The organism is Polyangiaceae bacterium, assembly GCA_020633235.1.
GTDB lineage: Bacteria > Myxococcota_A > Polyangia > Polyangiales > Polyangiaceae > JACKEA01.
In genome coordinates this window covers 551,835-575,079 of record JACKEA010000006.1, presented here as the reverse complement: position 1 = coordinate 575,079, position 23,245 = coordinate 551,835, and the positions used below count along the sequence as shown (strand labels likewise).

20 protein-coding genes are annotated in these 23,245 nt (G+C 67.2%); 13 read left to right on the top strand and 7 right to left on the bottom strand.

Annotated elements, in window-relative coordinates:
• Nucleotides 1-24: 24 nt before the first annotated feature.
• Nucleotides 25-1,515, bottom strand: a complete 1,491-nt coding sequence (locus H6717_32285) for a hypothetical protein (protein MCB9581755.1) — start codon at nt 1,513-1,515, stop codon at nt 25-27.
• Nucleotides 1,516-1,682: 167 nt separating this feature from the next.
• A complete protein-coding gene (locus H6717_32280; protein ID MCB9581754.1) occupies nt 1,683-3,305 on the bottom strand; it encodes a hypothetical protein in 1,623 nt (540 codons plus the stop codon).
• Between the two features lie 145 nt (nt 3,306-3,450).
• Here H6717_32280 and H6717_32275 point away from each other — a divergent pair, with 145 nt between their 5' ends.
• From H6717_32275 to H6717_32245, 7 genes are all read left to right on the top strand, one after another.
• Nucleotides 3,451-5,529 carry a M13 family metallopeptidase gene (locus H6717_32275; GenBank protein MCB9581753.1) on the top strand — a complete coding sequence of 693 codons (2,079 nt, stop codon included), beginning with the start codon at nt 3,451-3,453 and terminating at the stop codon, nt 5,527-5,529.
• Between the two features lie 10 nt (nt 5,530-5,539).
• A complete protein-coding gene (locus H6717_32270; protein MCB9581752.1) occupies nt 5,540-7,177 on the top strand; it encodes an amidohydrolase in 1,638 nt (545 codons plus the stop codon).
• A gap of 26 nt (nt 7,178-7,203) precedes the next feature.
• Nucleotides 7,204-7,809 (top strand): hypothetical protein, encoded by a 606-nt coding sequence (locus tag H6717_32265; protein MCB9581751.1) that lies wholly within the window; start codon nt 7,204-7,206, stop codon nt 7,807-7,809.
• A gap of 258 nt (nt 7,810-8,067) precedes the next feature.
• Nucleotides 8,068-9,036 (top strand): hypothetical protein, encoded by a 969-nt coding sequence (locus H6717_32260; protein ID MCB9581750.1) that lies wholly within the window; start codon nt 8,068-8,070, stop codon nt 9,034-9,036.
• Nucleotides 9,037-9,099: 63 nt separating this feature from the next.
• Nucleotides 9,100-10,086 (top strand): hypothetical protein, encoded by a 987-nt coding sequence (locus H6717_32255; protein ID MCB9581749.1) that lies wholly within the window; start codon nt 9,100-9,102, stop codon nt 10,084-10,086.
• Between the two features lie 87 nt (nt 10,087-10,173).
• On the top strand, nt 10,174-10,434 hold the full coding sequence (locus tag H6717_32250; protein ID MCB9581748.1) for a hypothetical protein: 261 nt from the start codon (nt 10,174-10,176) through the stop codon (nt 10,432-10,434).
• 45 nt (nt 10,435-10,479) lie between these two features.
• Nucleotides 10,480-11,940, top strand: a complete 1,461-nt coding sequence (locus H6717_32245; GenBank protein MCB9581747.1) for an FAD-dependent oxidoreductase — start codon at nt 10,480-10,482, stop codon at nt 11,938-11,940.
• A gap of 30 nt (nt 11,941-11,970) precedes the next feature.
• Here the strand turns inward: H6717_32245 and H6717_32240 are convergent, their stop codons facing one another.
• The 4 genes from H6717_32240 to H6717_32225 form a co-directional block, all read right to left on the bottom strand.
• Nucleotides 11,971-12,597 (bottom strand): hypothetical protein, encoded by a 627-nt coding sequence (locus tag H6717_32240; protein MCB9581746.1) that lies wholly within the window; start codon nt 12,595-12,597, stop codon nt 11,971-11,973.
• 305 nt (nt 12,598-12,902) lie between these two features.
• Nucleotides 12,903-14,810: a 4Fe-4S binding protein gene (locus H6717_32235; GenBank protein MCB9581745.1), complete on the bottom strand. Its 1,908-nt coding sequence runs from the start codon at nt 14,808-14,810 to the stop codon at nt 12,903-12,905.
• Nucleotides 14,811-14,855: 45 nt separating this feature from the next.
• Nucleotides 14,856-15,818 (bottom strand): DUF362 domain-containing protein, encoded by a 963-nt coding sequence (locus H6717_32230; protein MCB9581744.1) that lies wholly within the window; start codon nt 15,816-15,818, stop codon nt 14,856-14,858.
• 303 nt (nt 15,819-16,121) lie between these two features.
• Entirely contained in the window at nt 16,122-16,580 is a 459-nt protein-coding gene (locus H6717_32225; GenBank protein MCB9581743.1) for a hypothetical protein, read from the bottom strand.
• Nucleotides 16,581-16,953: 373 nt separating this feature from the next.
• Here H6717_32225 and rpmE point away from each other — a divergent pair, with 373 nt between their 5' ends.
• The 6 genes from rpmE (at nt 16,954) to H6717_32195 (ending at nt 21,983) form a co-directional block, all read left to right on the top strand.
• Nucleotides 16,954-17,157 carry a 50S ribosomal protein L31 gene (gene rpmE / locus H6717_32220; protein ID MCB9581742.1) on the top strand — a complete coding sequence of 68 codons (204 nt, stop codon included), beginning with the start codon at nt 16,954-16,956 and terminating at the stop codon, nt 17,155-17,157.
• A 452-nt stretch (nt 17,158-17,609) separates the two neighbouring features.
• The gene (locus H6717_32215) at nt 17,610-18,638 is read left to right on the top strand and encodes a DUF1385 domain-containing protein (protein MCB9581741.1); all 1,029 of its coding nucleotides are present in this window, start codon (nt 17,610-17,612) and stop codon (nt 18,636-18,638) included.
• Between the two features lies 1 nt (nt 18,639).
• Nucleotides 18,640-19,734, top strand: coding sequence for a peptide chain release factor 1 (prfA, locus tag H6717_32210; GenBank protein ID MCB9581740.1), 1,095 nt, complete (start codon nt 18,640-18,642; stop codon nt 19,732-19,734).
• The gene (locus H6717_32205) at nt 19,731-20,144 is read left to right on the top strand and encodes a hypothetical protein (GenBank protein MCB9581739.1); all 414 of its coding nucleotides are present in this window, start codon (nt 19,731-19,733) and stop codon (nt 20,142-20,144) included. Before prfA ends, H6717_32205 begins: the two co-directional genes overlap by 4 nt.
• Before the next feature lie 55 nt (nt 20,145-20,199).
• A complete protein-coding gene (locus tag H6717_32200) occupies nt 20,200-21,309 on the top strand; it encodes a right-handed parallel beta-helix repeat-containing protein (GenBank protein ID MCB9581738.1) in 1,110 nt (369 codons plus the stop codon).
• Nucleotides 21,310-21,476: 167 nt separating this feature from the next.
• Complete coding sequence (locus H6717_32195; GenBank protein MCB9581737.1) at nt 21,477-21,983, top strand: hypothetical protein; 507 nt, start codon at nt 21,477-21,479, stop codon at nt 21,981-21,983.
• A 549-nt stretch (nt 21,984-22,532) separates the two neighbouring features.
• Here H6717_32195 and H6717_32190 read toward each other — a convergent pair.
• Complete coding sequence (locus H6717_32190) at nt 22,533-23,114, bottom strand: hypothetical protein (protein ID MCB9581736.1); 582 nt, start codon at nt 23,112-23,114, stop codon at nt 22,533-22,535.
• Nucleotides 23,115-23,245 lie beyond the last annotated feature (131 nt).

Sequence of the window (23,245 nt, the reverse complement as noted above, 5' to 3'; positions counted from 1 at the left end):
CCGCGCAAGACCCGAGTGGGCTCGTCACAGGGCGAGGTGGCGACCGCCGATGCGAACGGCCCGATCCCCTGCCTGTGGCTCCGGGATCAGCACCATGCCGCCGGGGATGTGGCTGTAGGGATAGAAGTAGCCCGTCACCGTGCGGCTCGAGCCTCCCGGCCCCGTGACTTCCACCTCGCGGGGCTCGCCGTCGGGAGTGCCACGCACGCGGAACGGCACGCCAACGGCCAGACTCCCGTCCGCGGCAATGCTGATGGTCTGCCAGCTCTTCTGCGGCGCGAGGGTGATGACGTCTGCCACACCGTTGACCGCGGCGATGCGGTTGAACAGCGCCGTATACGTGTAGTCGCTGATCCACGTCGGGTCGCAGTAGCCCATCATGTCCTTGCTGGCCCCGCCGGGATCGATCAGCTGGTGCGTGAGCAAGTCGTAGCCCCAGGTGCCGATGCCGCCGTCCCCGTAGGGGAACGCGGGATCCACGCTCTGGATCTGACCGAAGGGTGGACACGGTGCGTGGAGGCGACCATGGGCGTGACCGGTTTCGTGGACGAAGGTGCCCGCGGTGTACTCCCCCGGATACCCGAGGCCAATGCTGCCCCGGAGGAAGCTGTCTTTCGGGCTCACGGAGCCGGAGCTCAACCCCGCCACGCACCCCTGCTGGCAGTAACTGAAGAAGCTGTTCGAGGGGTTGAACATGCCGTAGTAGTACTCGTCGTCGCTGGCGACGTTGTTCTTCAGGTCGTCCTGGCGCCAGTACAGCACGGTCTGGAGCAGCTCTCCCCAGCCCTGACCGAAAGCGCTCACGTTCTGGTTCCAAGACAGGGGCTCGCGTACTCGGATGTCCACCTTGCGAACGGGGTACATCTTGTACATCTGCTGACGAAGCTTCTCGACCTGAGCCTCGCTCACGTCCGGCAGACGACCGGAACCATCCGCGTTCCACTGCACCGGAACCAGCACCATCTTGATCTGAGGGCCGTCGTCCAGCGCGCCCAGCCAAGCGACGCCCGTCTCCGGAAAGCGCGAACCAGGTGAAGGAGCCGTCTGCGACGGCTCGACCTCGTAGATACCAACGGAATACGTGGTGTCCGGAGCGATGTCCGTGGCGGCGACATCGAAGTTGAAGGCGCTCATGAAATCCGCCTCCACCGAGCCGCCATTGACGACGCGGCGGATTTCCTGCGCTCCTACCAGGCCCTGGGAGTTCGACAGCTCGAGGCGCACGATGACCTCGCGCGGCTGCCAGTCCGGATTCGGCTGCACGAACACACGCAGCAGCGCTTCGCGCCCCTGCACCACGGGGGTCGGCCGCGGATCCACCGGGACGCCTTCGACCTCCAGGGGGATCTTGAGCCCCTGGTAGATGCTGACCTCGCTGACCCGCAGTCCATTGACGAGAGACTGGGGAGCGGCACCACCGCCACCGCCGTTGCCACCAGTTCCCGAACCGCCACTGGTGGAGCTGCCGCAGCCCAGAGCCAGCACCGAAAGCGATACCCAGACGAAACGCCGCATGTGTCCTCCGAATCCGCGGCGTGAGCCGGGAAGAAAACAGACAAGCGTCTACCATCCACGCTGGGACGTCGCAACGCGACTTCGGTGCCGACCACACCTGCCTACACGACGCGTGCGCGCGGACTGAAAGTTTTCAGCCCGCGCAAACGCTTTCGATCAAGTGGCGACTACGGTGCCGCGCCACCAGCCCCGAAGGCGCCGGCCGCACCAGCGAAACCGCCCGCTCCCCCAGTCCCCGGATAGATGCCGCAATCCCAGGGACACGTGTTCCATTCACCTGGAGCGCAGATGCCGTCGCCACAGTAGTAAGGCGGGGGCGGCGGGTAGTAGCAGTCGATGCTGCAGTTCTGCATGTTCTCGCCGGGACCACACAGCCCGTCGCCGCAGTAGCCGTAGTACCCGCAATCCTGGGGACAGGTGTACGGCGACTCGCCCGGATCGCAGATGTTGTTGCCGCAGAAGGCCTTGCCGCAATCGATGGGACAGCTCTTGGGGGTCTCTCCCGGCTCGCACACGTAGTTGCCGCAGTAGCCCGGGTAGCCGCAGTCCGTTGGGCAGTTGTACTGAGTCTCCCCCGGCTCGCACACGTAGTTGCCGCAGTAGCCCGGGTAGCCGCAGTCCGTTGGGCAGTTGTACTGAGTCTCCCCCGGCTCGCACACGTAGTTGCCGCAGTAGCCCGGGTAGCCGCAGTCCGTTGGGCAATTGTACTGAGTCTCCCCCGGCTCGCACACGTAGTTGCCGCAGTAGCCCGGGTAGCCGCAGTCCGTTGGGCAGTTGTACTGAGTCTCCCCCGGCTCGCACACGTAGTTGCCGCAGTAGCCCGGGTAGCCGCAGTCCTCGGGACAGCTGTAGGAGGTCTCGGGGTATTCGCACAGGCCATCGCCGCAGGAGCCGCAGTCTTGCGGGCAGGTGTAAGGCGTCTCGCCCGCTTCGCACACCTTGTTGCCGCACACTACCGGCGTCTTGCAGTCCTGCGGACAGCTCTTGGAGCTCTCGCCGAGGCCACACACGCCATCGCCGCAGAAGCCGCAGTCGGGATTGCAGGCGTACGGATCCTCGTAGGGGCCGCAGTAGCCGTTCCCGCAATAGTCGGGGCAGTCCTTGGGACACGAAGCGGCGTTCTCACCGGGCTCGCAGACACCGTTTCCGCAGCCGGTGCCGCAGTCCTTGCACCAGCCTTCTTCTCCCGGCTGACACAAGCCGTCCCCGCAGTAGCCATTGCAGTCCGGGCACCAGCCCTCTTCGCCGGGCTCGCAAATGGCGTTGCCGCAGTAGCCGCCGCAGTCCTCGCACCAGCCTTCTTCGCCGGGCTGGCATACACCATCACCACAGTAGCCGGTGCAGTCCTGACACCAGCCTTCTTCGCCGGGCTGGCAAACCCCGTCACCGCAGTACCAGGTGCCACAGTCCTCGCACCAACCCTCTTCCCCCTGCTGGCAGATCCCATCACCGCAGTAGCCGGGATCACAATCCGGGCACCATCCCTCCTCACCGGGCTGACACACTTGGTCGCCACAGAAGCCGGCGCAGTCGCTGGGGCACGACTCGGGCGACTCCGACGGATCGCAGACGCCGTTGCCGCACAACACCGTCCCACCAGTACCACCACCACCGATGCCGGCGATGCCGGCGGTGCCGCCGATGCCGGCGGTGCCACCAATGCCGGCGACCCCGCCCGCTCCACCGCTTCCGGAGGAGATGTCCGCTCGGCCGCAACCCACGACCCAAACCGCTGCGCTGACGCTCAGCGCTACGGAAAGACCCCGAACCCAGCTCGCCCAGTTTGTCATGGCAACCCAACCCTTAGAGCAAGACGCGGGCCAGCACCCGCAAACGGCAGGATCGCTCACCCCCTCGGTTTTCGGCCAGATTCCAGCAATGTGCCAGAGCACTCGGTGGCACACCCGGGCACAGCTGCCGTAGAGTCCCGCGGCCATGCGAGCACTCCCCGTCATCAGCACCGTCGTCCTGGTCTCCTGCGGCGGCAGCGCGCCCCCCGTTGCCGCACCGCCTCCCACTGTGGCAGCCCCCGCGCCCGAGGGTCCGCCCGCGCGTGAGCGGTTCGACACCACCCTGAAGGCTGTCGGCCTCGACGCCGACGCCTTGGATCGCAGCGCCGACCCCTGCGCGGACTTCTACGAGTTCGCTTGCGGCAACTGGATCAAGAAAACGGAAATCCCCGCCGACAAGTCGCGCTGGTCCCGAAGCTTCTCGTCCATCGACGAGCGCAACGAGAAGGACCTCGAGAACATCTTGCAGAACGCCGAAAAAAGCGAAGACCCCGGGGAGAAGAAGCTCGGCGAGTACTTCGGCGCCTGCATGAACGAAGCTCAGGTCGAGAAGGCAGGGCTGTCTTCCATCCAACCGTTGCTCGCGAAGGCCAAGGCCCTGAAGAGCAGCAAGGACGTGACGCCCCTTCTGATCGAGCTCCACAAGCGCAAGATCTGGGCGTTGTTCGACGTCTCCGCCGAGCAGGACTTCAAGGACGCGACCGAGTACCTCACCTACTTGGACCAGAACGGCCTGGGACTGCCGGACCGGGACTACTACACGAAGGACGACGACAAATCGAAGGAGCTTCGAGAGAAGTACCTCGCGCACGTGGAGGCGATGTTGACCCTGGGCGGCATGCCCAAGGCCCGGGCGAAGGCTGCCGCGGCGGACGTGATGGAGATCGAGACCGGGCTCGCCAAAGTGAGCAAGACGCGGGTCGAGCGGCGCGATCCCGAAGGGCTCTACAACAAGGTGAGCCGCGACGAGCTCGAGAAGCTGTCGCCAGGTGTGAACTGGAACGTCTACCTCAAAGGCGTGGGACTGGTGGGCGTGCCGAGCGTGAACGTGACCAGCAAGCCGTTCTTCCGCGGCGTGAGCGAGCTGGTCGCCAAGGTGCCCGTCGCCAAGTGGCAGAACTACTTCACCTGGCAAATCCTGAACGGAACGGCGGAGCTCCTGGGCAAGAAGTTCGTCGACGAGAACTTCAAGATGGCTCGAGCCCTGACCGGGCAGAAAGAGATCCGAGCCCGGTGGAAGCGTTGCGTGGACTCCACCGACGAAGCACTGGGAGAGCTTCTGGGGCAGCCGTTCGTAAAGCTACGCTTCGGCGGCGACAGCAAGGCGGCGGCGGAGTCACTGGTGCACGCCATCGGCAGCGCCTTCGGTCAGGAGCTCGGCCACGTGGACTGGATGGACACCCCAACGCGGCAGGCGGCCCGGGAGAAGCGGGAGGCCATGGCGTTCTTGATCGGCTTCCCGGACAAGTGGAAGACGTACGACTTCGAGGTGAAGGCGGGAGACTACGCGGGGAACGCGCTCCGGGGTCGCGCCTTCGACCAGGCGCGCATCCTGGCGCGCATCGGCAAGCCCGTGGACCGCGGCGAGTGGGAGATGACCCCGCCCACCGTGAACGCTTACTATAACCCGCTGAAGAACCAGATGGTGTTCCCGGCGGGGATCCTGCAGCCCCCGTTCTACGACGTGAAGGCGAGCGTTCCCGTGAACCTCGGCGCCATGGGCATGGTGGTGGGTCACGAGCTCACTCACGGCTTCGACGACCAGGGCTCCCAATTCGACAAGAACGGCAACCTGCGCAAGTGGTGGAACGCAGAGGTCCGCAACCGCTTCGACGACAAGACGGAGTGCGTCGCCCACGAATACTCCCAGTTCGAAACGATCCCCGGCGTGAAGCTCAACGGCAAGCTCACCCTCGGAGAGAACATCGCCGATCTGGGCGGCGCCAAGCTCGCCTTCCATGCCTACCGAGAGCTCAGCAAGGACGCCAAGGAAGGCATTGCCGACGGGTTTTCCGAGGACCAGCAATTCTTCCTGAGCGTGGGCCAGGTGTGGTGCAGCCGGCAGCGCGACGAGTACGCGCGCATGGCGGCGCAGATCGATCCTCACTCTCCGCCCAAGTGGCGCGTGAACGGGACGCTCCGGAATCTGCCGGAGTTCGCCGAAGCCTTCTCGTGCCAAGCCGGAACGCCGATGAACCCACAGAACAAGTGCGTGGTCTGGTAGGCAGGGATCCATGACCACCGTTCTCACGGGGACGGTGCTCACGCCCGAACCGGCCGAGGCCATCGCCATCGAGGCGGGGAAGATCGCGGCGGTGGGCAGCGCGCGGGCGCTTCTCGCGCGCTTCGACGATGCCACGCAGGTGGATCTCGACGGTCGCGTGGCGGTGCCCGGATTCATCGATCCGCACCATCACCTGTCCATCGCCTGCGTGCATCGCAGCGCGGTGGATCTCCGACACAGCCGCGCGATCGAAGAGCTACTGGCGGAGATTCGCCGAGCGGCCGAGCGCACACCGGTGGGGAAGTGGATCTACGCCTTCGGGCACGACGAGCAGGTGCTGGCAGAGCGCCGCCATCCCACCGCGGCGGAGCTGGAAGCCGCTGCACCGGAGCACCCGGTGTTCGCGTATCACTACTCCTGCCACGAAGGCGTGGTGAACGAGCGGGCGCTCGCGCTCCTCGGGCTCGACGCGAAGTCCCCCGACCCTCCCGGCGGCTTGCTCGATCGCGATGCTCGTGGGCGGCTCACTGGACGCCTGGTGGAAGCAGCGCTGGGCCCCGCCGAAGCGAAGGCGCGCGCGTCGCGCATCGCGGAGAAGCTCGACGACATCCTCGATCATTTCGTGGAGTACGAGCGCGAGCTGTTCGCCGTGGGCATCACCCGCATCGCCGATGCCACGGTGTCGAGCGACCTCGCGCTCCTGTACCGCAAGGCTCGCGCCGAGCGCGGCTTCCGACTGCCGGTGGTGATGATGCCGAGCTCGGATCGCGGCATCCTCGAGCCGGCGTGGGACCGAGTGGGCAACGTGACCACCGGGGAGGGCGACGACGCGCTGTCCACCGGCGCCCTGAAGCTGATCCTCGACGGCGCCAATCGCTGTGCGCTGTGCCTGGGGCCGGGGCAGGCCGCGGGCATGGCGCTGCGCACCCTCGCGTCGGCGCTGCTGCGTCGATCCCTCGATCCCCTGCGCCCGAGCGCCGACGTGGACGCGCGCTACTCCCGGGGGGCGATTCGCACCGGGCTGATGTACTACGACGACGAAAGCGCGAAGCGCATCGTCGCCGAAGCCACCGGCCAAGGGCTTGCGGTCGCCCTGCACGCCATCGGCAACGCCGCCGTGAGCCAAGCGCTCACCGCGCTGAGGAACGACCGCGGCAAGCTCCGGCCGCGCATCGAGCACGCGAGCATCTTGGACGCGGACCACGTCCGGCGCATTGCCGACCAAGGGGTGACGGTGGTGACGCAACCCGGCTTCTTGCTGCTGCCCACCAGCGACCACCTGCACCTGCCGCCGAGCTTGCGCTTCATGCCGCTGCGCCGTCTGCTCGACGCCGGCGTGCTGGTGGCGGGCAGCTCCGACGCGCCGGTCACGCACTTCGATCCCCTCGTGGGTATGAGCTCGGCGGTGACGCGCAAGACCCTCTCTGGGCGCCGCCTGCATCCGGAGCAGGCCATCTCGCCGAGCGAAGCGCTGGCGCTCTACACCAAGAGCGCCGCCCGGGCCCTGGGGCTGGAAGATCGCGTGGGTAGCCTGGAGGTCGGCAAGCGCGCTGACATCGCGGTGCTGAGCGCGGATCCGCGCGTCACCCGTGACCTGCGAGTGGAGCAAACCTGGCTTTTCGGCGAGCCCGTGTTCGAGCGCGACTGATTCTGTCTGGGTGCTAGGCTTGCCCCATGGCTTATCGTGCAACGAAGGTAGGGGCGGCGTTGCTCTCGTTGGTCGCCGCCTGCGGAGGGAAGACGGAACAACCCCTGCCGGGTGGCGCCGCCAATCACGGCACCGGCGGCCTTGCCAGCGGAGGAGCGGGCGGAACTGCCGCGGGCGCAGGCAACGGCGGCTCCGGCGCCGTGCTGGACGAGCCGTGGAATTCCGGCGGGGCCACGCTGGACGAGCTGTGCGCCATGGCGGGCACGCCGGTGTCGGATGCCTGCACCACCAGCGAGATGCGCTATCGCTTGAGCCGGCGTTGGTGGCAGTGCTCGGGCACTTTCCTCTACGCGACACAAGACTCCGTGGGCGTGGAGTTCGCCGACGACGGCCGTTGGTACTTGCTGGTGCAGGACGAAACCGGCGCCGCCGTTCGTGGGACGGGTCCGAGCTACCAAGGCACCTGGGACATGCAAGACACCAGCTCCATGAACGGTCCGTGCAGCGTCCAGGTCGACATCAACCAAGGCGGGATGCTCGGTTCCTTTCCGCTCTTCAGGAAGAAGCCGACGCGCGTGAACCTGAACACCGGCGGCGACGGCGGCGCACCGATCTTCGTGGCCATCCCCTAGATTTTGTTGGTGCGGCGCGAAGCCCGTCGCTTGACAGAGCTTCCGCGGCGGATATCTTTGCGCGCCAGGAGAGCCCCCATGCGTACCGAGCTGTACATCTTGCGCAGTTTCGCCGTCCACGCGCGGCGCGGCCTCCGTCCATTCGCGGTCGGCTGAGCGCGCGTCGCGTGGTGCCATAGCTGGGCGCGCCTCGGCGCGTACCGCTCGAGCTTTGTCCGTCGCGTGCCGCTGGCGCGCGCTTCGACGCCGAGGTGCGTCTTGGAAACTGCCGACATCGAGTGGGTGCTCGAACGCAAGCACCCGAGAGTGTTCCCCTATTTCAAAGATCGCTACGCACTCCTGCTGCTTGCCTGGGCGGCGGACGAGGGCGAAAGTGTGCGCGCCCTCAAGCAGGGACGCTTCAGCGCGTTGTTCGACAAGCCCGTGGTCAAGGACGTGGCGGCGCGCGCGCCGCAGCTCACGCGGGACCTGCTCCTGGGCGTCTCGGCGCCGAGCGTCGAGCATTACCGCATCACGCTGGGGCGCTGGGGCGCGCGGCGTGTCGGGGAGTGGCGCCCGGCCGCGTTTCAGACCACGCGGCCTGGGGAGAACCTCGTCCTGCAGCTGAACTTCCCGCGGAGCCACCACCGGCCGTGCTTCGGCTTGGTGGCGCCCTACCCGCGGGACCGACTCTGGGACGAGCACCCTTGGATCTGCGCGGGGCACCCGGTGGCGCGCCACGAGCTGACGCTCGCGTGGGCGCGCATCGACGTGGCCTTCGACTCCAGTGAGGCGCTGATCGAGGAGATCCAGAGCGACTGGGTGCGCAACGCGTTGGCGGAGGCTCGCGAGCTCGCGAGCCTCCGCCCGGAAGAGCTGAGCCACGCGGAGCTGTTCGGATTTCCTTCTCACGTCGGCGTGTACCACGTGCTCTCCTACGTGGAGCACGTGCTCGCGCCGCACACGCGCATGTGGGCGGAAGCGACGCTGGCCGCAGCCCTGTGGTACCTGCGCGAAGTGCTCCAGATCCGGCGCGTGTTCTACAACACGTACGAGACGGGGACGTACCTCAAGGATCTCGACGACCAGACGTACCGGCCGCCGCGCTCGCTGTACACCGATCTGCCGCGGCGCTTCTGCTTCCGGCGCACCAGCGAGCGGCCGGCAGCGCTCTCGCGCTGCCGGCACCCGCTGGTGCGGAAAAAGCTCCAGAGGACGGACCTCGAGTGGTTCTTGCTCGAGCTGTGAAGGCGAGGCACCCTCGGCGGCCATGAGACGAGCGCTGCTGCCGTGTGCCGTCGTGATCGTGTCGTGCGCGGGCGCACCGCGCCGGCGCCGCCGCATGGCGCCGCCCGCGCCGATCGCAGTGTCCGCGCCGCCGGCGCCGCGGCGCCGCCGGCGCCGCCCGCCGCGGCGGAGGCCACCGGCACGCCGGTGGCCTCCGCCACCACGTCCGTCCTCGTCAAGGACGGCACCCACGGCAGCTTCCGTCTGGGGGGCACGCCCGCCACGGACGTCGCGGGCCGCGCGGCGCTGCTCGCCCGGGCGCCCGGCGCGGCGCGCGTCATCGCCGAGCTGCCCACGGCGGAGCTGTGGCTCTGGGTCCCGGACGTCGCGCTCACGCGCGTCACTACCGGCGCGACGCCCATCGACGGCGTGGACGGCAGCAAGAACGTCGGCACCCTGGGCGGCGGTATCGCCGTGGACGTCATCGACACCCGGGGCGGCCGCGTCCATGTCCGCACCAAGCTGTACTTCGGGAGCAACACGCTGAGCCTCGACGCCACGCTGCCGGCGAGCGCCGTGGGCACCGAGTACGTCGTTTCCGCGCCGCCCCGACAATCCCCGGACACTCACGACATCGAGTTTCCCGGCGCGGACTACGACAAGGCTCCACTCGCGGTCCTGACCCACCCCGGCGGCGTTCCCGTCGCCACGCTGGAGCAAGGTGGCAGGGTGTTCGGCTGGAGCGCGCGCTTGATCGAAAAGAAGGGCGACCGCGCCAAGGTGAGCGTGAGCATGGAGGACGATGACGGCTATTGGGTGACCGTGCAGGGGTTCATCCCCGCGCGCACGCTGCATCCGACTCCGCCCCCGGAGGCAGAGCTCGACAAGGTGGCCGAGGTCGTGGGTGGCGCAGCGCCAGAGGGCGCGCCCGCCGGCAGCTGCTTGCTCGATGCACCCGACGGCACGCCCGTGGGCAAGCTCACCCACGCCACAGCCGTGGACGACGAGGGACGCGTGCAGCTGTCCGGTCTCACGCTGTGGGTGCGGCGTGACGGCCCGTGCACGCCGTGACAATTCGCCTCGCTCACGAGCCGACAAACGCGCAGATCCGAGCTGGCATGGCCGCTGCACTGCTTCTCGTCGAAGAAAGGAGTCGTCATGACCGACAAGAAGAACCAGCTCGAAGGAGAAGGCAGCTATCGCGGAACGCGGCGTTATGACGCCGGCGTGCGCGAGAAGATCGACAAGGGCGAGGTCGCGGATGCTGCGAAACGCGCGAAAGAGGCCGTGGAAGGTCCGCAGGGCAAGGAGCTCACGGACGCCGCCGAGAAGACCAAGCAGGGCTCGCCCGCGCAGCAAAAGAAGGACGAGCGCGCCATCAAGCGCGCCGAGAACGAAGGCATGCTGCCCACGCCGTGATCGGGCGCTGGCACTTCGGCGCGGGAGCGACGATGCTCTCGGCCGATGGCCAGGACGATCGTCGTCGGCGCGGGCTCTTCGGGCTCGGTGATTGCCCGACGCCTGGCCGAACGCGATCGTGACGTCCTGCTCCTGGAGGCGGGCCCCGACTACCCGGATCCCGAAACGCTGCCCGCCGATCTCGCCGACGGCGGGCGCAACTCCATGGTGCACCACGACTGGGGCTACAAGCATCGCCCCACGCTGCCGCAGGTGGTGTTTCCGTTCCCGCGGGGCCGTGTGGTGGGCGGCTCCAGCGCGGTGAACACCTGCATTGCCCTGCGCGGTCAGCCGGAGGACTACGACGAGTGGGGCTTCCCCGAGTGGACCTGGGAAAAGTGTCTGCCCGCCTTCAAGCGCCTGGAAACAGATCTGGATTTCGACGGACCGCACCACGGCACGAGCGGCCCCTTGCCGATCCGCCGGCACCCGCCGGAAGAGCTCGTGACCTGGCAGGCCGCGTTCGTGGAGGCGTGTCGCGCGCTCGGCTTTCCGGACTGCCCGGACTCGAACGCGCCCGGTAGCCACGGCGTGGGGCCCCACGCGATGAACAAGATCGACGGACGGCGCATCAGCGCCGCCGCGGCCTACCTCGACGCCGCCACCCGTGCGCGACAGAATCTGGAAATCCGCGCGAACGCACTGGTGCGCCGCGTGCTCTTCCAGGGCCGCCGCGCTTGGGGCGTGGAGCTCGTGGATGGCACTCGCCTCGAGGCCTCGCAAGTCGTGCTCTGTGCCGGTGCCATCAACACGCCGCATCTGTTGTTGCGCTCCGGCGTGGGCCCAAAAGCCGACCTCGAACGCCTGGCAGTGGAGCTCGTGGCCGACGTCCCGGTCGGACAGCAGCTGCTCGATCACCCGGGCACGGCGATCTTCCTGCGGCCGCGCTTCCGCTCCGGCATCGCGCGCACGGCGCCGCTGATCCAAACCGTGCTGCGCTACGGCTCCGAGGGCAGCGGTCTCGACAACGACATGATGCTGCAGCCCGGCTCCAAGGTGAACCTACCGCGGGTGGACTTCCCGCTGGTGAGCTTGATGTGCGCGGTGAACAAGTCCCGCGGCATCGGCCGCCTGCACTGGCGCTCGGCGGACCCGCGAGAAAAGCCCGTCATCGAGTCGCGCCTCTTGGAAGACGATCAGGATCGCACCCGCGCCGTGCAGGCCATGCGCCTGGCCCAGGAGCTCGCCCACACCCCCGTGCTCCACAAGCTCGCCGCGCCCTTCTGGCCCAGCGCGAAAGTGCTCGGCAGCGACGACAAGGCCCACGCCTGGATCAAGAAGTCCTGCGACTCCGGCTACCACCCCTCTGGCACCGTGCCCATGGGGCCCGCGACCGACGCCCGCGGCCGCGTCCACGGCGTCGAGAACCTGGTGGTGGCGGATGCCAGCATCATGCCGACGATCCCCACCGCCAACATCCACCTCACGGTGCTGATGATGGGCGAACGCTTCGGCGAGTGGTTGTGACAGATCTTGTTGGTCCGCCGCGGAATCAGCTCAGAACGTCCGGAGCGACCCGCACACGGCGCGAGCGTCCTTGATCTTCTCGTCCTTGTTCACCCAGTAGGTGCACGTGATTTCGTACTTGGAGACGACGACACCCTGGATGATGTGCCCGTCGCCGCTCTCGTTCTTGGCGTCCGTCCAGTAGCCGTTCGGGAGATCGCCGCTCTCCACCAGGGACGCCCCCAGCTCGGCGACGGCCTCCTTCTTCAGCGCCGCGGCAGACTTGCCGGACTTGGCGGGATCAATCGTGATCACGACGCGGTCGCCGGCGATCTCGAGCTCCTCGCGGATGCCCTGAGCGGGGCTGTCGCCCTCGTAGCTGACGGCGAGGGGATTCGGCGGCAGGGTGATGCAGTAGCGGGCGGCGTCGTTCTTGCGAGCGCCTTCTGGACACGGCGACGCTTCCTTCGCCGCTGAGGCTGCCGGCGGCGGTGCAGAAGAAGAGGGCGCGGCAGAGGCCGCCGCGGCGGAGGGCGGCGGTGCCTCCGAAGGCAGCGACGCTGCGGGAGGCGCTACGACCTTGGCGGTAGCGCTTTCCGCCGCCGCCGAGTGCTCCGGCGTGGATTTGCAGCCGATCAGGACGAACGCGGCGAAGAGGACGCGGCTCGCGGACTTCATGGTCCGCCAGCATACCGCGCAGCGCGCCGCGGCGGATCGACGATTCGTGCTACGGCAAGGTGCTCGAGCTCTGCTCAGTCATTCTCCGTCAACCACAGCTCGAACAGGCGCTGGAGCTCTTGCTCGCTCGCCTTCGGGTTCTTCCGGCGCCGACGCCCGCGCCACCGACGAGCGCCTGCTGGTCCTGGGTATCGACTCGCGTTTCGTGGAATTCGCGGGCCAGGGACACATCCTCGACGCGTCCTTCGACCCCTCGGTGTTCTTCGACTTCTGGGCGACGCACTGACGCCGGCGGACGGGGCCGCTCAGCTCTTCTGCGAGTAGCTCGTGTTCTCGAGCAGGATCACGTTCGTCTTGGAACGGGTCTCGCCGGCGTTGGTGACGTACACCGCGGGCTTGTCCACGATGGGGCACACCTTCTCGCAGGCGCCGCAGCCGATGCACAAGCTGGGATCCACGTGCGGGCGCTGCACGTGCACCGTGAGCATCTTCGCCTTCTCGCCCTTTTCCTCGTACTTGCTGTCGCGCTTGGGCACGTCCACGTCTTCGGCCCAGATGGCCTTGGGGGACGTGGGGCAGAACTCTTCACACACGATGCAGGGCGTGGCCATGGCCCACGGCAGGCAGCGGCCGTGGTCGTACATGGCAGTGCCAATGGAGATGGGCTTCTGGCCGATGCCCATCTTCTCTTTCTCGTCGATCTTCTGGATGGCGCCGGTGGGGCACACCTGACCGCAGAGCACGCAGGAGAACTCGCAGTAGCCGATGCGCGGGATCAGGATCGGCGTCCACAGGCCTTCGAGCCCCGCTTCGAAGAACGCGGGGTGCAAGGCGTTGTTGGGGCACACCTTCATGCACTCGGCGCAACGGATGCAACGCTCCAAGAAGTCGCGCTCTTCCACCGACCCCGGCGGTCGAATGACCTTGGGGCTGTAGTCCTTGTCCGGCCAGTTCGCGATGCGCATCGCCGGGATGGCGACGGCGCCGGCCGCGCCGGACGCCATCACCGTACGGCGTGCCAGGTCCGGCTTTTTGATCTCGCTCCGCCGGTTCGGCAAGAAGCGGAACTTGATCACGTCCTCCGGACAGGCGGACTCGCAGTTGAGGCACATGTGGCACTCGTCCTGCCGATGCTTCACGCCGCCCTGGGGGCTGTCCGCGCCCTGGCAGTGCACCAGGCACAGGTTGCAGTCCGTGCACTTGGCGTGATCCTTCTCCATGCCGAACAGACTGAAGCGCGCGAACACGCCGAGGAACGCGCCCAGCGGACACAGCGCTCGGCACCAGAACCGCGGGATGAAGCGGTTCATGAACAAGATCGCCGCCAGGAAGAAGACGATGAACCACGTCTGGTTGAAGTACGCCTGGTTCGCGGTCCACACGGATTGCGCGAAGAAATCCTGCGCGCCGTCGCTCACGGTCTGCACCGAGCGCAGGTTCGTTTCCGCGGCGACGGTGGCGCTGCGAACGCCCAGGTACTGCAGGGCGGGCACGACGCCCAGGCCCACGGTGCGCACCGCGACGCAGATGGGGTCCATCAACCCGCCGATGGCGCTCCCCACCGCGGCCGCGCCGAGAAAACCATAGAGCAGGTAGTACTTACCGGCCTGCCACCAGTGTGTCTTGTTGGAGTCGACCCGCTTGTTGCCCTTGAGGTAGCGGCTCGGAAAGATCCAACCAAAGAAATGGTGCATCGTCCCGAAGGGACAGATCCACCCGCAGAACACGCGCCCGAACACCAGCGTGAGGGCCAGCACCACCAGGGACCAGGCGAGGCCCCGGTAGATGGTGTGAGTGCTGAGCAGGGTCATCGCCGCCACGAACGGATCGGCGAGCAGGAAGCCCTCCACAGGGAGCGGCAAACGCACCGGCTGATCCGCAGCGGCGCTGAAGGTGCCGCGGAACGCGGTCTGGAACAGGAAGAACATGAACAGACCGAAGAAGCCGATCTGCGATGCCCGCCGCACCCAGAGCAGGATGCGGATACCCTTGCGCGCCGGAATGCCGGAGCCCGGACGCTTCTTCTTCTTGGGGCGGATCTTCTTCTTGATGCGTCCCCAAGCCCCAACACCCTTGGCTTCTGCACGCACCACGGGGGGTGGCGGCTCGGGCGACGGAGTGGAGCAACTGCAGGCACCGGAGCCGCAGGTCTTCTCCGGCTCGGGCGCGCGATCCAGCGGCGGCACCGCTCCCGCCCCGCTCAGCCACGGGATGGGCTCGGGCAGATCGCTGACGACCGGCTCGGTGTGCCCGGACACTCAGACCTCCACTTTGGCAACCTGGTCGACGTGCATGTTGCCGATGCCACGCTCGTGACCGAGGGCGAGGTACTTCACGTTCTCGGGCTTCTCCCCGATCAGCGTGCAGCCGTACGCGTCCGCCGCCACCTGATCGAGGCTGGCGACGACCTGGTGCATGTCCTTGGCATCGTCGATGTTGCCGCCCTGCGGCCCATTGCGGAGCAAGACGCGCGTGGCATCCATCACCGTGAGGGTCGGGCGCATGAAGGTAGCGAGGTCCGCGATGGACACGTCGATGTTCTGGTGCAGGCGGTTTCGGCGGCCGCCGAGCAGGCCGTACCAGTTCTTCATCGAAGCGGTGAACTTGCTCAAGTTGTGGTGCTTGGCGATGGGAACGTTGATGACCTTGTCGGCGTTCACCAGCGGCGTGTACACCGGCCACTGGTCGAGCACGTCGCCGCGCATGCGGACGTCGCGGAAGCGATGAGCCGCCGGCAAGATCACCGTGGCCCCCAGAGCGTAGGTCGCGCGCCAGATCCCCGAGCGCTGGAAGCAGCGGTTGGGCTCGTTGCAGGAGGCGTCCGTCACGATCACCTTCTTGGCGCCCGCGTCGAAGGCCAGCCGCACCACCTCGGCGACCACCAACGGATTGGTGTTCGCGGCGTGCACCGGCATGCGGTCCCAGCCGATGTTCGGCTTGATGGCCACGATGTCCCCGCGCGAGATGAAGCGCTTCATCCCGCCCAGGGCATTCACCGCTCGCCGCACCAGCTCCGCCGGATCGGTGGAGCTCTTGGCGATGGCCATGATCGGCCCTTGGTCGTGCTTCACCTCGAAGTCGCGCACCTGGCGCTCGCCCTCGGCGTCCGCCAGGCCGAAGCCACCGCGGTCGTAGCTGAGCTTCACCGTCGCGGCGGCTCCGCCGAGCACGGCGCCGGTCATTGCCAAGCGCTTGAGAGCATCACGACGCGTGGGATCCATGGGCCTCTCCCCAGCTATGAGCCAGGAATGACGTAACGTCAAGTTACGGACCTTGCCGCATACGCCAACGATTCCGTGCACTTGAACGCCCAACGTGGGCGCTGACCGCGTGACGGGACCACCATACCCCCACTCACCCACCCTGCCCAATCGCTGACAAACCCGAGTGATCTTGCCGAGCTATGTTGGTCCGAGGCTCGCTCCCACGCCGCCGCCGTGGATGCTGGGAGCGATCACGACGCGCCCGACGGCGCGCGCTAGTGCCGGGCATGGTGGAGGGCAAGTCCGGCGAGACCGGAAGCGCTATGTCGAGCGTCGAAGGCGCAGACCCCAAGAATCGACGCGTCCGACACCGCTCCCACTCCTCGAACCCTCCGTGGCGTCCAGCGCGTGCCGAAGGGTTTCGGCAGCCCGAACGACGCTCCCCGCTGGTACCGACAAGTGCTCGCGCATCCAGTCCTCCGCCTCGTCCACGTCGGACATGACCTCGAAGGGGGTCTTGCCCCGGCCGCTCAACATCGACATGCCCGTCAGCACGCTGCGTCCAATGGCGGCCTTGATGCCGCTTCCTTCCACGACGCACGCCACACACTTGAGCTTCATGTCGAGACCGTTGATGAGATCGGCGGAAGCTTGCCGAAGCTCCGCGTTGGGCGGGTCTGCCGTGGGCTCGATGATACACAAGAACCCCGCGTTGCCGCCGCTCCCCTCGGCGACGTCGAGCAGGCCCACACGCTGCTCGTGGAAGCGGGGGTGCGTCACGGCCGCTCGCCACAGGACGATGCACACGGGACCCAATTTCCCAACGGCAATCCCGTCCGACGCGGCGGAAACCTCGAGACTCAGCGGCACAGTGAGGGGAACGGAAGGCCGGCACAGGACTTGAGGGTCATCAATCTCGAAGGGCCCATTTCCGCTGCCGGCAGCCTGCATCGGCCTCGGCGCGCGCTCTTTGCGGGCCGAAAACAGCTGCCAGCCGCGCTTCATCGCCGTGATTTCGATGACTTATGTCGGTCCGCCGCGGAACCTCGGGGCCCGACCGGCACTTGGGGGGCTTGAACAGGGCCCTGTTCGGAGCTAGGTTGCGCCCCCCAATTCGAGCGGCCCCCGTGGCCGCCAGCGCCGGAGCACCGCCATGAAGGACGGCATTCATCCCAAGTACGAAGTGATCGAGGTGACCTGCGCCTGCGGGAACACGTTCAAGACCCGTTCCACCGCCAAGGAAATGACCGTGGACGTGTGCGGTGCGTGTCACCCGTTCTACACCGGCAAGCAGCGCCTGATGGACACCCAGGGCCGCATCGACCGGTTCCGCAAGAAGTACGGCACCGCTTCGTAGACACCGTGGAGGGACGCGCGTCGCCGAGTCACTCGCGGCGACGGCGTCCCACTCCGAACAGTCCATGGCAGCGGAGCTGCCGTGTTGGTTTCGCTGTTCGGGGTCGAGTGAAAGGCAGCCCCATGCGCCTCCTGATTGCAGGCGAGCTTGCGGACGGCAGTGAGCTCTCCGGGAGCTTCGACGCGACGCTCAGCTACGATCCGGGGCACGACTGACGCTCGCGCCGAAGTCGGCGTATTGCCCCTGATTCGAGGCTTCCGGGTGGCCGCGAGGTTCCGCGCCGGAGCGACATCCTCAGGATCCAGCGGGGGGAGGAGCTTTGGGTGAGGGACGGGCTACGCAGGGGCCGGATCGACGCTATATTGCCCGGAGTGTCGAATCAGCCTCCCGTCCTAGGCCCTGATGGAGTCGCCCGTCCGTACATCGGTGGGCAGGCTCTGATCGAGGGCGTCATGATGCGCTCGCCGCAATCCTTTGCCGCAGTGGTGCGCCGCAAGAATGGCGCCCTGGTGGTGCGCGAAGAAGCCATGCTGGATACCCGCACCGGCATGCGGGGATGGCCCATGGTGCGCGGCGTGATCACGCTGGTAGAAGCGTTGAAGCTCGGCAGCAAGGCGCTGCGCTTCAGCGCCGACATCTACGAAGCGGACCTGGAAGAAGAAGAGAAGGCGGCGAAGAAGCCGGGCACGCTGGCGATGCTATCGCTGCCCATCATCGCGCTGCTCACGACGGAGCCGGACGACCCGGGGCAGAGCAGCGGCGAGGGCGGCAAGAAGCTGTTCACGTTCCTGTCCATCGCCTTCGCCATCGGGCTGTTCGTGGCGCTGCCCCAGGCGTTTGCCGCGGGCACGAGCAAGGTGTTCCACCTGGGTTTGGACGTGCGCAGCGTCGGCTTCCAGGTACTGACGGGCGCGGCCAAGCTCAGCATTCTCATCGGCTACATGCTCGTGATCCGGCGCATGCCCGAGATCTATCGCGTGTTTCAGTATCACGGCGCGGAGCACAAATCGATTTACACCTACGAGGCGGGCGAAGATCTCACGGTGGACAACGCACGCACGAAGACCACGCTCCACCCGCGCTGCGGCACCACCTTCTTGGTGATGGTGGCGTTGGTGTCCATCCTGGTGTTCAGCGCGCTGGGACCGTTCTTGCCGGAGCTGGGCCTCGGCAAGCTGGGCGACAACGTGCTCTTCTTCCTGATGAAGCTGCCGTTCTTGCCCGTGATCGCGGCCATCACCTTCGAGATGCAGCGCCTGCTCGCGCGCTACGGCAAGGGACCGCTGAAGCTGCTCCTGTGGCCGGGATTCCTGGTGCAGAAGATCACCACCATCGAGCCGGACGACGCGCAGCTGGAGGTGGCCCTGGCGGCCCTTCGAGCAACGCTGCGCCGGGAGCTGGGCGCGCGAGCCAACGCCGACGGCGACGCCACTTTCGAGAGCTTCGAGTCACTGGCCTCGGAGACTCCATCGGCAGCGTGACGTGATCCCCGTCGACAAGCTTCGCTCCATCGTTCGGCGACGCGAGGAGCTGGAACAGCTCTTGTGCGATCCGTCGGTGCTGGCCGACCCGGGCAAGCTGCGCACGCTGAACCGCGAGCGCACGCAGCTCGAGCCGGTGGTGGCGGCGTTCGATCAGTGGAGCAAGCTCGAAAAGCAGATCGCCGACGACCGCGAGGCGCTCTCGGATCCCGAGCTGGGGCCGCTGGCGGAAGAGGAGCTGCCGGGGCTGGAAGCAGAGAAGACCCAGCTCGAGCGGTCGATCCAGATCCTGCTCTTGCCGCAAGATCCGAACGACGAAAAGAACACGCTGCTCGAGATCCGCGCGGGTACCGGTGGCGAGGAAGCCGCGCTGTTCGCCGCGGATCTGTTTCGCATGTACACCCGCTACGCCGAGGGCAAGGGCTGGCGCATGGAGGTGATGAGCCAGAGCGAAGCGGCCGCCGGCGGGCTGAAGGAGATCATCGCGCTGGTCACGGGCACCCGGGTGTACTCCAGCTTGAAGTACGAGGGCGGCGTGCACCGCGTGCAGCGGGTACCCGCAACGGAAGCGCAGGGTCGCATCCACACCTCCACGGCCACCGTGGCGGTGCTGCCCGAGGCCGAAGACGTGGACGTGGTGCTGGACGACAAGGATCTGCGCTTCGACATCGCTGCCAGCGGCGGCCCCGGCGGCCAGGGCGTGAACACCACCAACAGCGCGGTGCAAGTCACCCACCTGCCCACCGGCATGATCGTGAAGTGCCAGGACGAGCGCAGCCAGATCAAGAACAAGGCGAAGGCGCTCAAGGTGCTGCGCAGCCGTCTCTTGGATCTGGAGCAGAAGAAGCAGGACGAAGCGATTCGAGACGAACGCCGCGGCATGGTGCGCGCCGGTGATCGCTCGGAGAAGATCCGTACCTACAACTTCCCTCAGAATCGCATCACGGATCACCGCGTGGGGATCACGCTGTACAAGCTGGATCGCGTGATGGAGGGCGAGCTGAACGAGCTGATCGACGCCGTGGTCAGCTTCCAACAGGCCGCGCTGCTGGAAGAACAAGATCCGGGCGGTCCGCCCGAGGACGAGCCGGCGTGACCCCGCGGCGTCCGAAGGTGGACTTGGAGGGGCTCTTGGTGGCTCTGGTGCTGGCGCCGCGGACGTTCTCGCGCAATCGCTTCTTCGCTTTGTATCAGGATGCCAGCGTTCGCCGCGTGCGGCGGCGTGCGGCGCGCGTACGCGGCCTCATCCGTCAGCTCCTGGGCGAAGGCCGCCCCAAGGGCGAAATAATCGGCGAGCAAGTGCTGGAAGACGGCCAGGTGCTCTTGCGTCTGCGCGTGCCCGAGCTCTCCTTCGAGCGCACCACGGCGCTGTCCGCCCTGGAGGCGGCCACGCTGCGCCTCGCGCTCTCCCGCGCCGGTGCCGGCAAGGCGACCCGCGCCGACAAGGACCAAGTGGAAGCCGCCCTGAGCCGCCTCGGACCCGAGCTCCGTCCCAGCGCGGAGTGAATCGACGCAGGGATTGTAAGGGCGGCGCCCCGAGCCGGCGTCTACCCTCCGATACATGCGAAGCGTGGGCGTGCTGGTGGCGATGGGGTTGGTGCTGAGTGGCTGTGGTAGCGACGATCCGGCCGCTTCGGGCGCCGGCGGAAGCGCGGGGCTGGGCGGCAGTGCTGGTAGCGCGAGCGGCGGCAGTGCCGGAACTGGCGTCGGTGGGAACGCGGGGAGCGGTGGCGCCGCGGCCGGCGGCGCCGGCGGAACGGCGGGCAGCGGAACCGGTGGTGCCGCGGGCGGCGGCGCCGGAGGCAGCGGCGGCTCGACGTCGGGCCCCTACGGGCACGTGGTGCCTGCCGACGTCGGCGTCACCATTGGCGCTGGGGCCGGGGTGCCTGCTCCGACGACACCCTACGCGGGCCCTCTGACGATCACCGCGCCCACCACCTTGAAGGACGTGACCATCGACGGTTGTTTGGAAATCGCGAGCGACGACGTGACGCTCGACAACGTGACCATCGACTGCAACGGCTTGTATCCAGTGAAGGCCACCGGTCACAAGAACTTCACGCTCTCTCACAGCACCATCAGCTGTGGCAGCAACTCCAAGGTCTTCCTGATCGACAACCAGCAGAGCGTCACCATCTCCAAGAACGAGATCACGGGCTGCGAGGACTTCTTCTACGTCAACGGTGACGTGGACGGCCTGCTGGTCGAGTACAACTACATGCACTCGCTGAATCTCACTCCCAGCTCCCACGCGGATGGCTTTCAGATCGGCGAGGCGGCCACCACTACCGGCGCCATCGCCCTCCGCGGCAACTACATCGACCCCGATGCCAGCGGCGGCAAGAACGACGTCCTGTTCGCTACCAACTTCGCCGAAAACGCGATCACGGTGGAAGACAACTTCTTCGCGATCTGGGGCCTTCGCACCCTGCGCTGCGGCGGCAACGCCCAGTGCACGGTGCGCACCAACGTCTACGCGCAGGCCTTCGAAAACATGATTCAGCCGGGATTCAACGGAAAGCTGTTGTTCTTCTACGGCAGCTCGCCGAAGACCCACAGCTTCGAGTGCAATCGACTCGCGGACGGCAGCTTCGTCCAGGAAATGGAGGGCGGCGTGGATCGCGTCGCGGGCGCCACCCACGTCACCACCGGCTGCCCTGCCTTCCCCTGATGCCGCAGGCTCGGCCGGGCGAGGCAGCAGACCGTTCTGAACGCGGCCTTCTGTAACCTCGCCGTTCCCAGATCTTGGGCAGGTGTTACCTGCTGCGCCTCGGCGCGCAGCGATTAGCGGCGCTTCGCGCCACGTGGGGCGGCACACGACTTGCTGTGTCGTTGTTCATGAAAAACACCATCGTGCTCGCAGTCGTTCTCCTTTCGGCCTGCGGAGGCTCTACGGACTCGAACAGCCAAGGCGCCGTCGATGGCGGTGCGGGGAGCGGCGCAACCGGGGCGCTCAGTGGACGCACGGGCGTGGGCGGCGCCACGGCAGGAGACAGCGGCGAAGGCGGAAACAGCGGAGCTGCGGGTAGCTCGGGGGCAAGCGCTCAGTGCGATGCGCTCGAGCAGCAACACCAGAGCGCGCTGGCCCAGGCGAAGAAGTGCTCCCTTGCCGCCACGGAATCCCAGTGCGAGTTCCCGGTCGATCGGACCGTCTACGCGTGCGGCTACTTCGACAACGTGAACGGCGCCAACAAGGACGCCATCAGTGACCTCGCGGAGCTCAAGGACGAATGGCAGTCCCTGGGCTGCCCGTCAGCCGTCCCATGCGCGGTCGGCGGATTCCCCGCCCAGCTCGTCACCTGCAAGCCTTCCGGCCAGGGCGGTGACAGCGGCACCTGCAAGTAGACGACGGTGGCACCACGGAAGACCCACGCTCGGAAATGGGCGCGCTCGAAATCCAGCTTCGTACGCGTGGCAGATGTCGTCGCCATGCGGGGAATGGGGATGTTGGTGCCAGCGGGGCGCTCAGGCGGCGTTCGAGGGAAATCACGCCGGCGGGGCCAACGCCGGCGAGCGTGGGATTGTTGCCGATGACCGCAGAGCTTTGGGCGCCGACGCCCAGCGACCAAGGCGGGATGCCCGCGGGAGGCGACTCCTGGGCGGCAGCGGAAACGGTGAGCAGTGTGGTGGCCGCGAGCGCGGCCGCAATGGGAGCAATTGTGTTGATGTGCGTCAAATTTCGTCCTCCTCGACGAACGCCGAAGTGGCGTGCGTTCGACGTAGAAGACGCGGGCGCGCGACGTGCGATTCCGTCCGCCGCACGCTTTGACAACGTTGCGAGCGCGATGGTCGTGCTGACGACTTGTCACGCCGCGGCGTGCCGCTTCGTGACACGGTGTCTCAGGGTGGGCGCGACGGGGATCGCGCCGCCCCGACAACAACATCAAGACTCGGTCAGGGCAGCCCCAACCACTTGGCGAACTCCGTGTGGTACTTGCGGATGTCGCTCCCGATGCCGTTGGTGGAAAACCACAGCTTGTAGTACGCGCGCAGCTCGTTCGCCGCGTCCGGGTTGGGCATGACTCCGGTGCGGGCGGCGGCGAGCAAGGCCTGCTCGACCTCGGCACGCTTCTTCACGATGAGAACCTCGTCGCCCGTCAGCGGTCGCACGCCTTGGACGCCCACCTCACGCGTGGGATCGGCCAAAATGGTGGTCGCTGCGCTGCCGTCGGTCCTGATTTCGATGCGATAGGCCAAACCGGCGCTGTACTCGCCGTCGCGAAGGTTGGGCAGGCCCAAGACGTAGGCCCCGGCGTAGTACGCGACCGCCGTGGGCGTGCCGGTCACCGGCCAGTGCTCGGGGAACGGCGGGGTCGGTCGAAGCGACCAGCGGAGCTTGTTGGGGGACTCGGGGAGCCGACCGTGCGCTCGCTTCTCGGCGTCTTGCTTCCAGCTGGCAAGGTCGCCGGAATGCGTCACGGTGGCAGGCGGCTCTTGGCTCGTGGCCTGGGTCTCGGGCGGTGGCTTTGCCTGCATGGTGCTCGATGCTCGTGGGGGAGGTTGGGGACGGGTCGCAGTACCGGCGCCTTCAGTCGGCGTGGGGCGGCTGCAAGCGACCAGCTGCGCCAGGCTCGCTGCCAAAAGAAGCGTTCTTGGTCCCCGACTCA

Excerpts from the sequence above, each read along its gene's own strand:
- H6717_32285 (MCB9581755.1), bottom strand. The coding sequence starts at position 1,515 with ATGCGGCGTTTCGTCTGGGTATCGCTTTCGGTGCTGGCTCTGGGCTGC.
- H6717_32280 (MCB9581754.1), bottom strand. The coding sequence starts at position 3,305 with ATGACAAACTGGGCGAGCTGGGTTCGGGGTCTTTCCGTAGCGCTGAGC.
- H6717_32275 (MCB9581753.1), top strand. The coding sequence starts at position 3,451 with ATGCGAGCACTCCCCGTCATCAGCACCGTCGTCCTGGTCTCCTGCGGC.
- H6717_32270 (MCB9581752.1), top strand. The coding sequence starts at position 5,540 with ATGACCACCGTTCTCACGGGGACGGTGCTCACGCCCGAACCGGCCGAG.
- H6717_32265 (MCB9581751.1), top strand. The coding sequence starts at position 7,204 with ATGGCTTATCGTGCAACGAAGGTAGGGGCGGCGTTGCTCTCGTTGGTC.
- H6717_32250 (MCB9581748.1), top strand. The coding sequence starts at position 10,174 with ATGACCGACAAGAAGAACCAGCTCGAAGGAGAAGGCAGCTATCGCGGA.
- H6717_32245 (MCB9581747.1), top strand. The coding sequence starts at position 10,480 with ATGGCCAGGACGATCGTCGTCGGCGCGGGCTCTTCGGGCTCGGTGATT.
- H6717_32240 (MCB9581746.1), bottom strand. The coding sequence starts at position 12,597 with ATGAAGTCCGCGAGCCGCGTCCTCTTCGCCGCGTTCGTCCTGATCGGC.
- H6717_32230 (MCB9581744.1), bottom strand. The coding sequence starts at position 15,818 with ATGGATCCCACGCGTCGTGATGCTCTCAAGCGCTTGGCAATGACCGGC.
- rpmE (MCB9581742.1), top strand. The coding sequence starts at position 16,954 with ATGAAGGACGGCATTCATCCCAAGTACGAAGTGATCGAGGTGACCTGC.
- H6717_32215 (MCB9581741.1), top strand. The coding sequence starts at position 17,610 with ATGATGCGCTCGCCGCAATCCTTTGCCGCAGTGGTGCGCCGCAAGAAT.
- H6717_32200 (MCB9581738.1), top strand. The coding sequence starts at position 20,200 with ATGCGAAGCGTGGGCGTGCTGGTGGCGATGGGGTTGGTGCTGAGTGGC.
- H6717_32195 (MCB9581737.1), top strand. The coding sequence starts at position 21,477 with ATGAAAAACACCATCGTGCTCGCAGTCGTTCTCCTTTCGGCCTGCGGA.
- H6717_32190 (MCB9581736.1), bottom strand. The coding sequence starts at position 23,114 with ATGCAGGCAAAGCCACCGCCCGAGACCCAGGCCACGAGCCAAGAGCCG.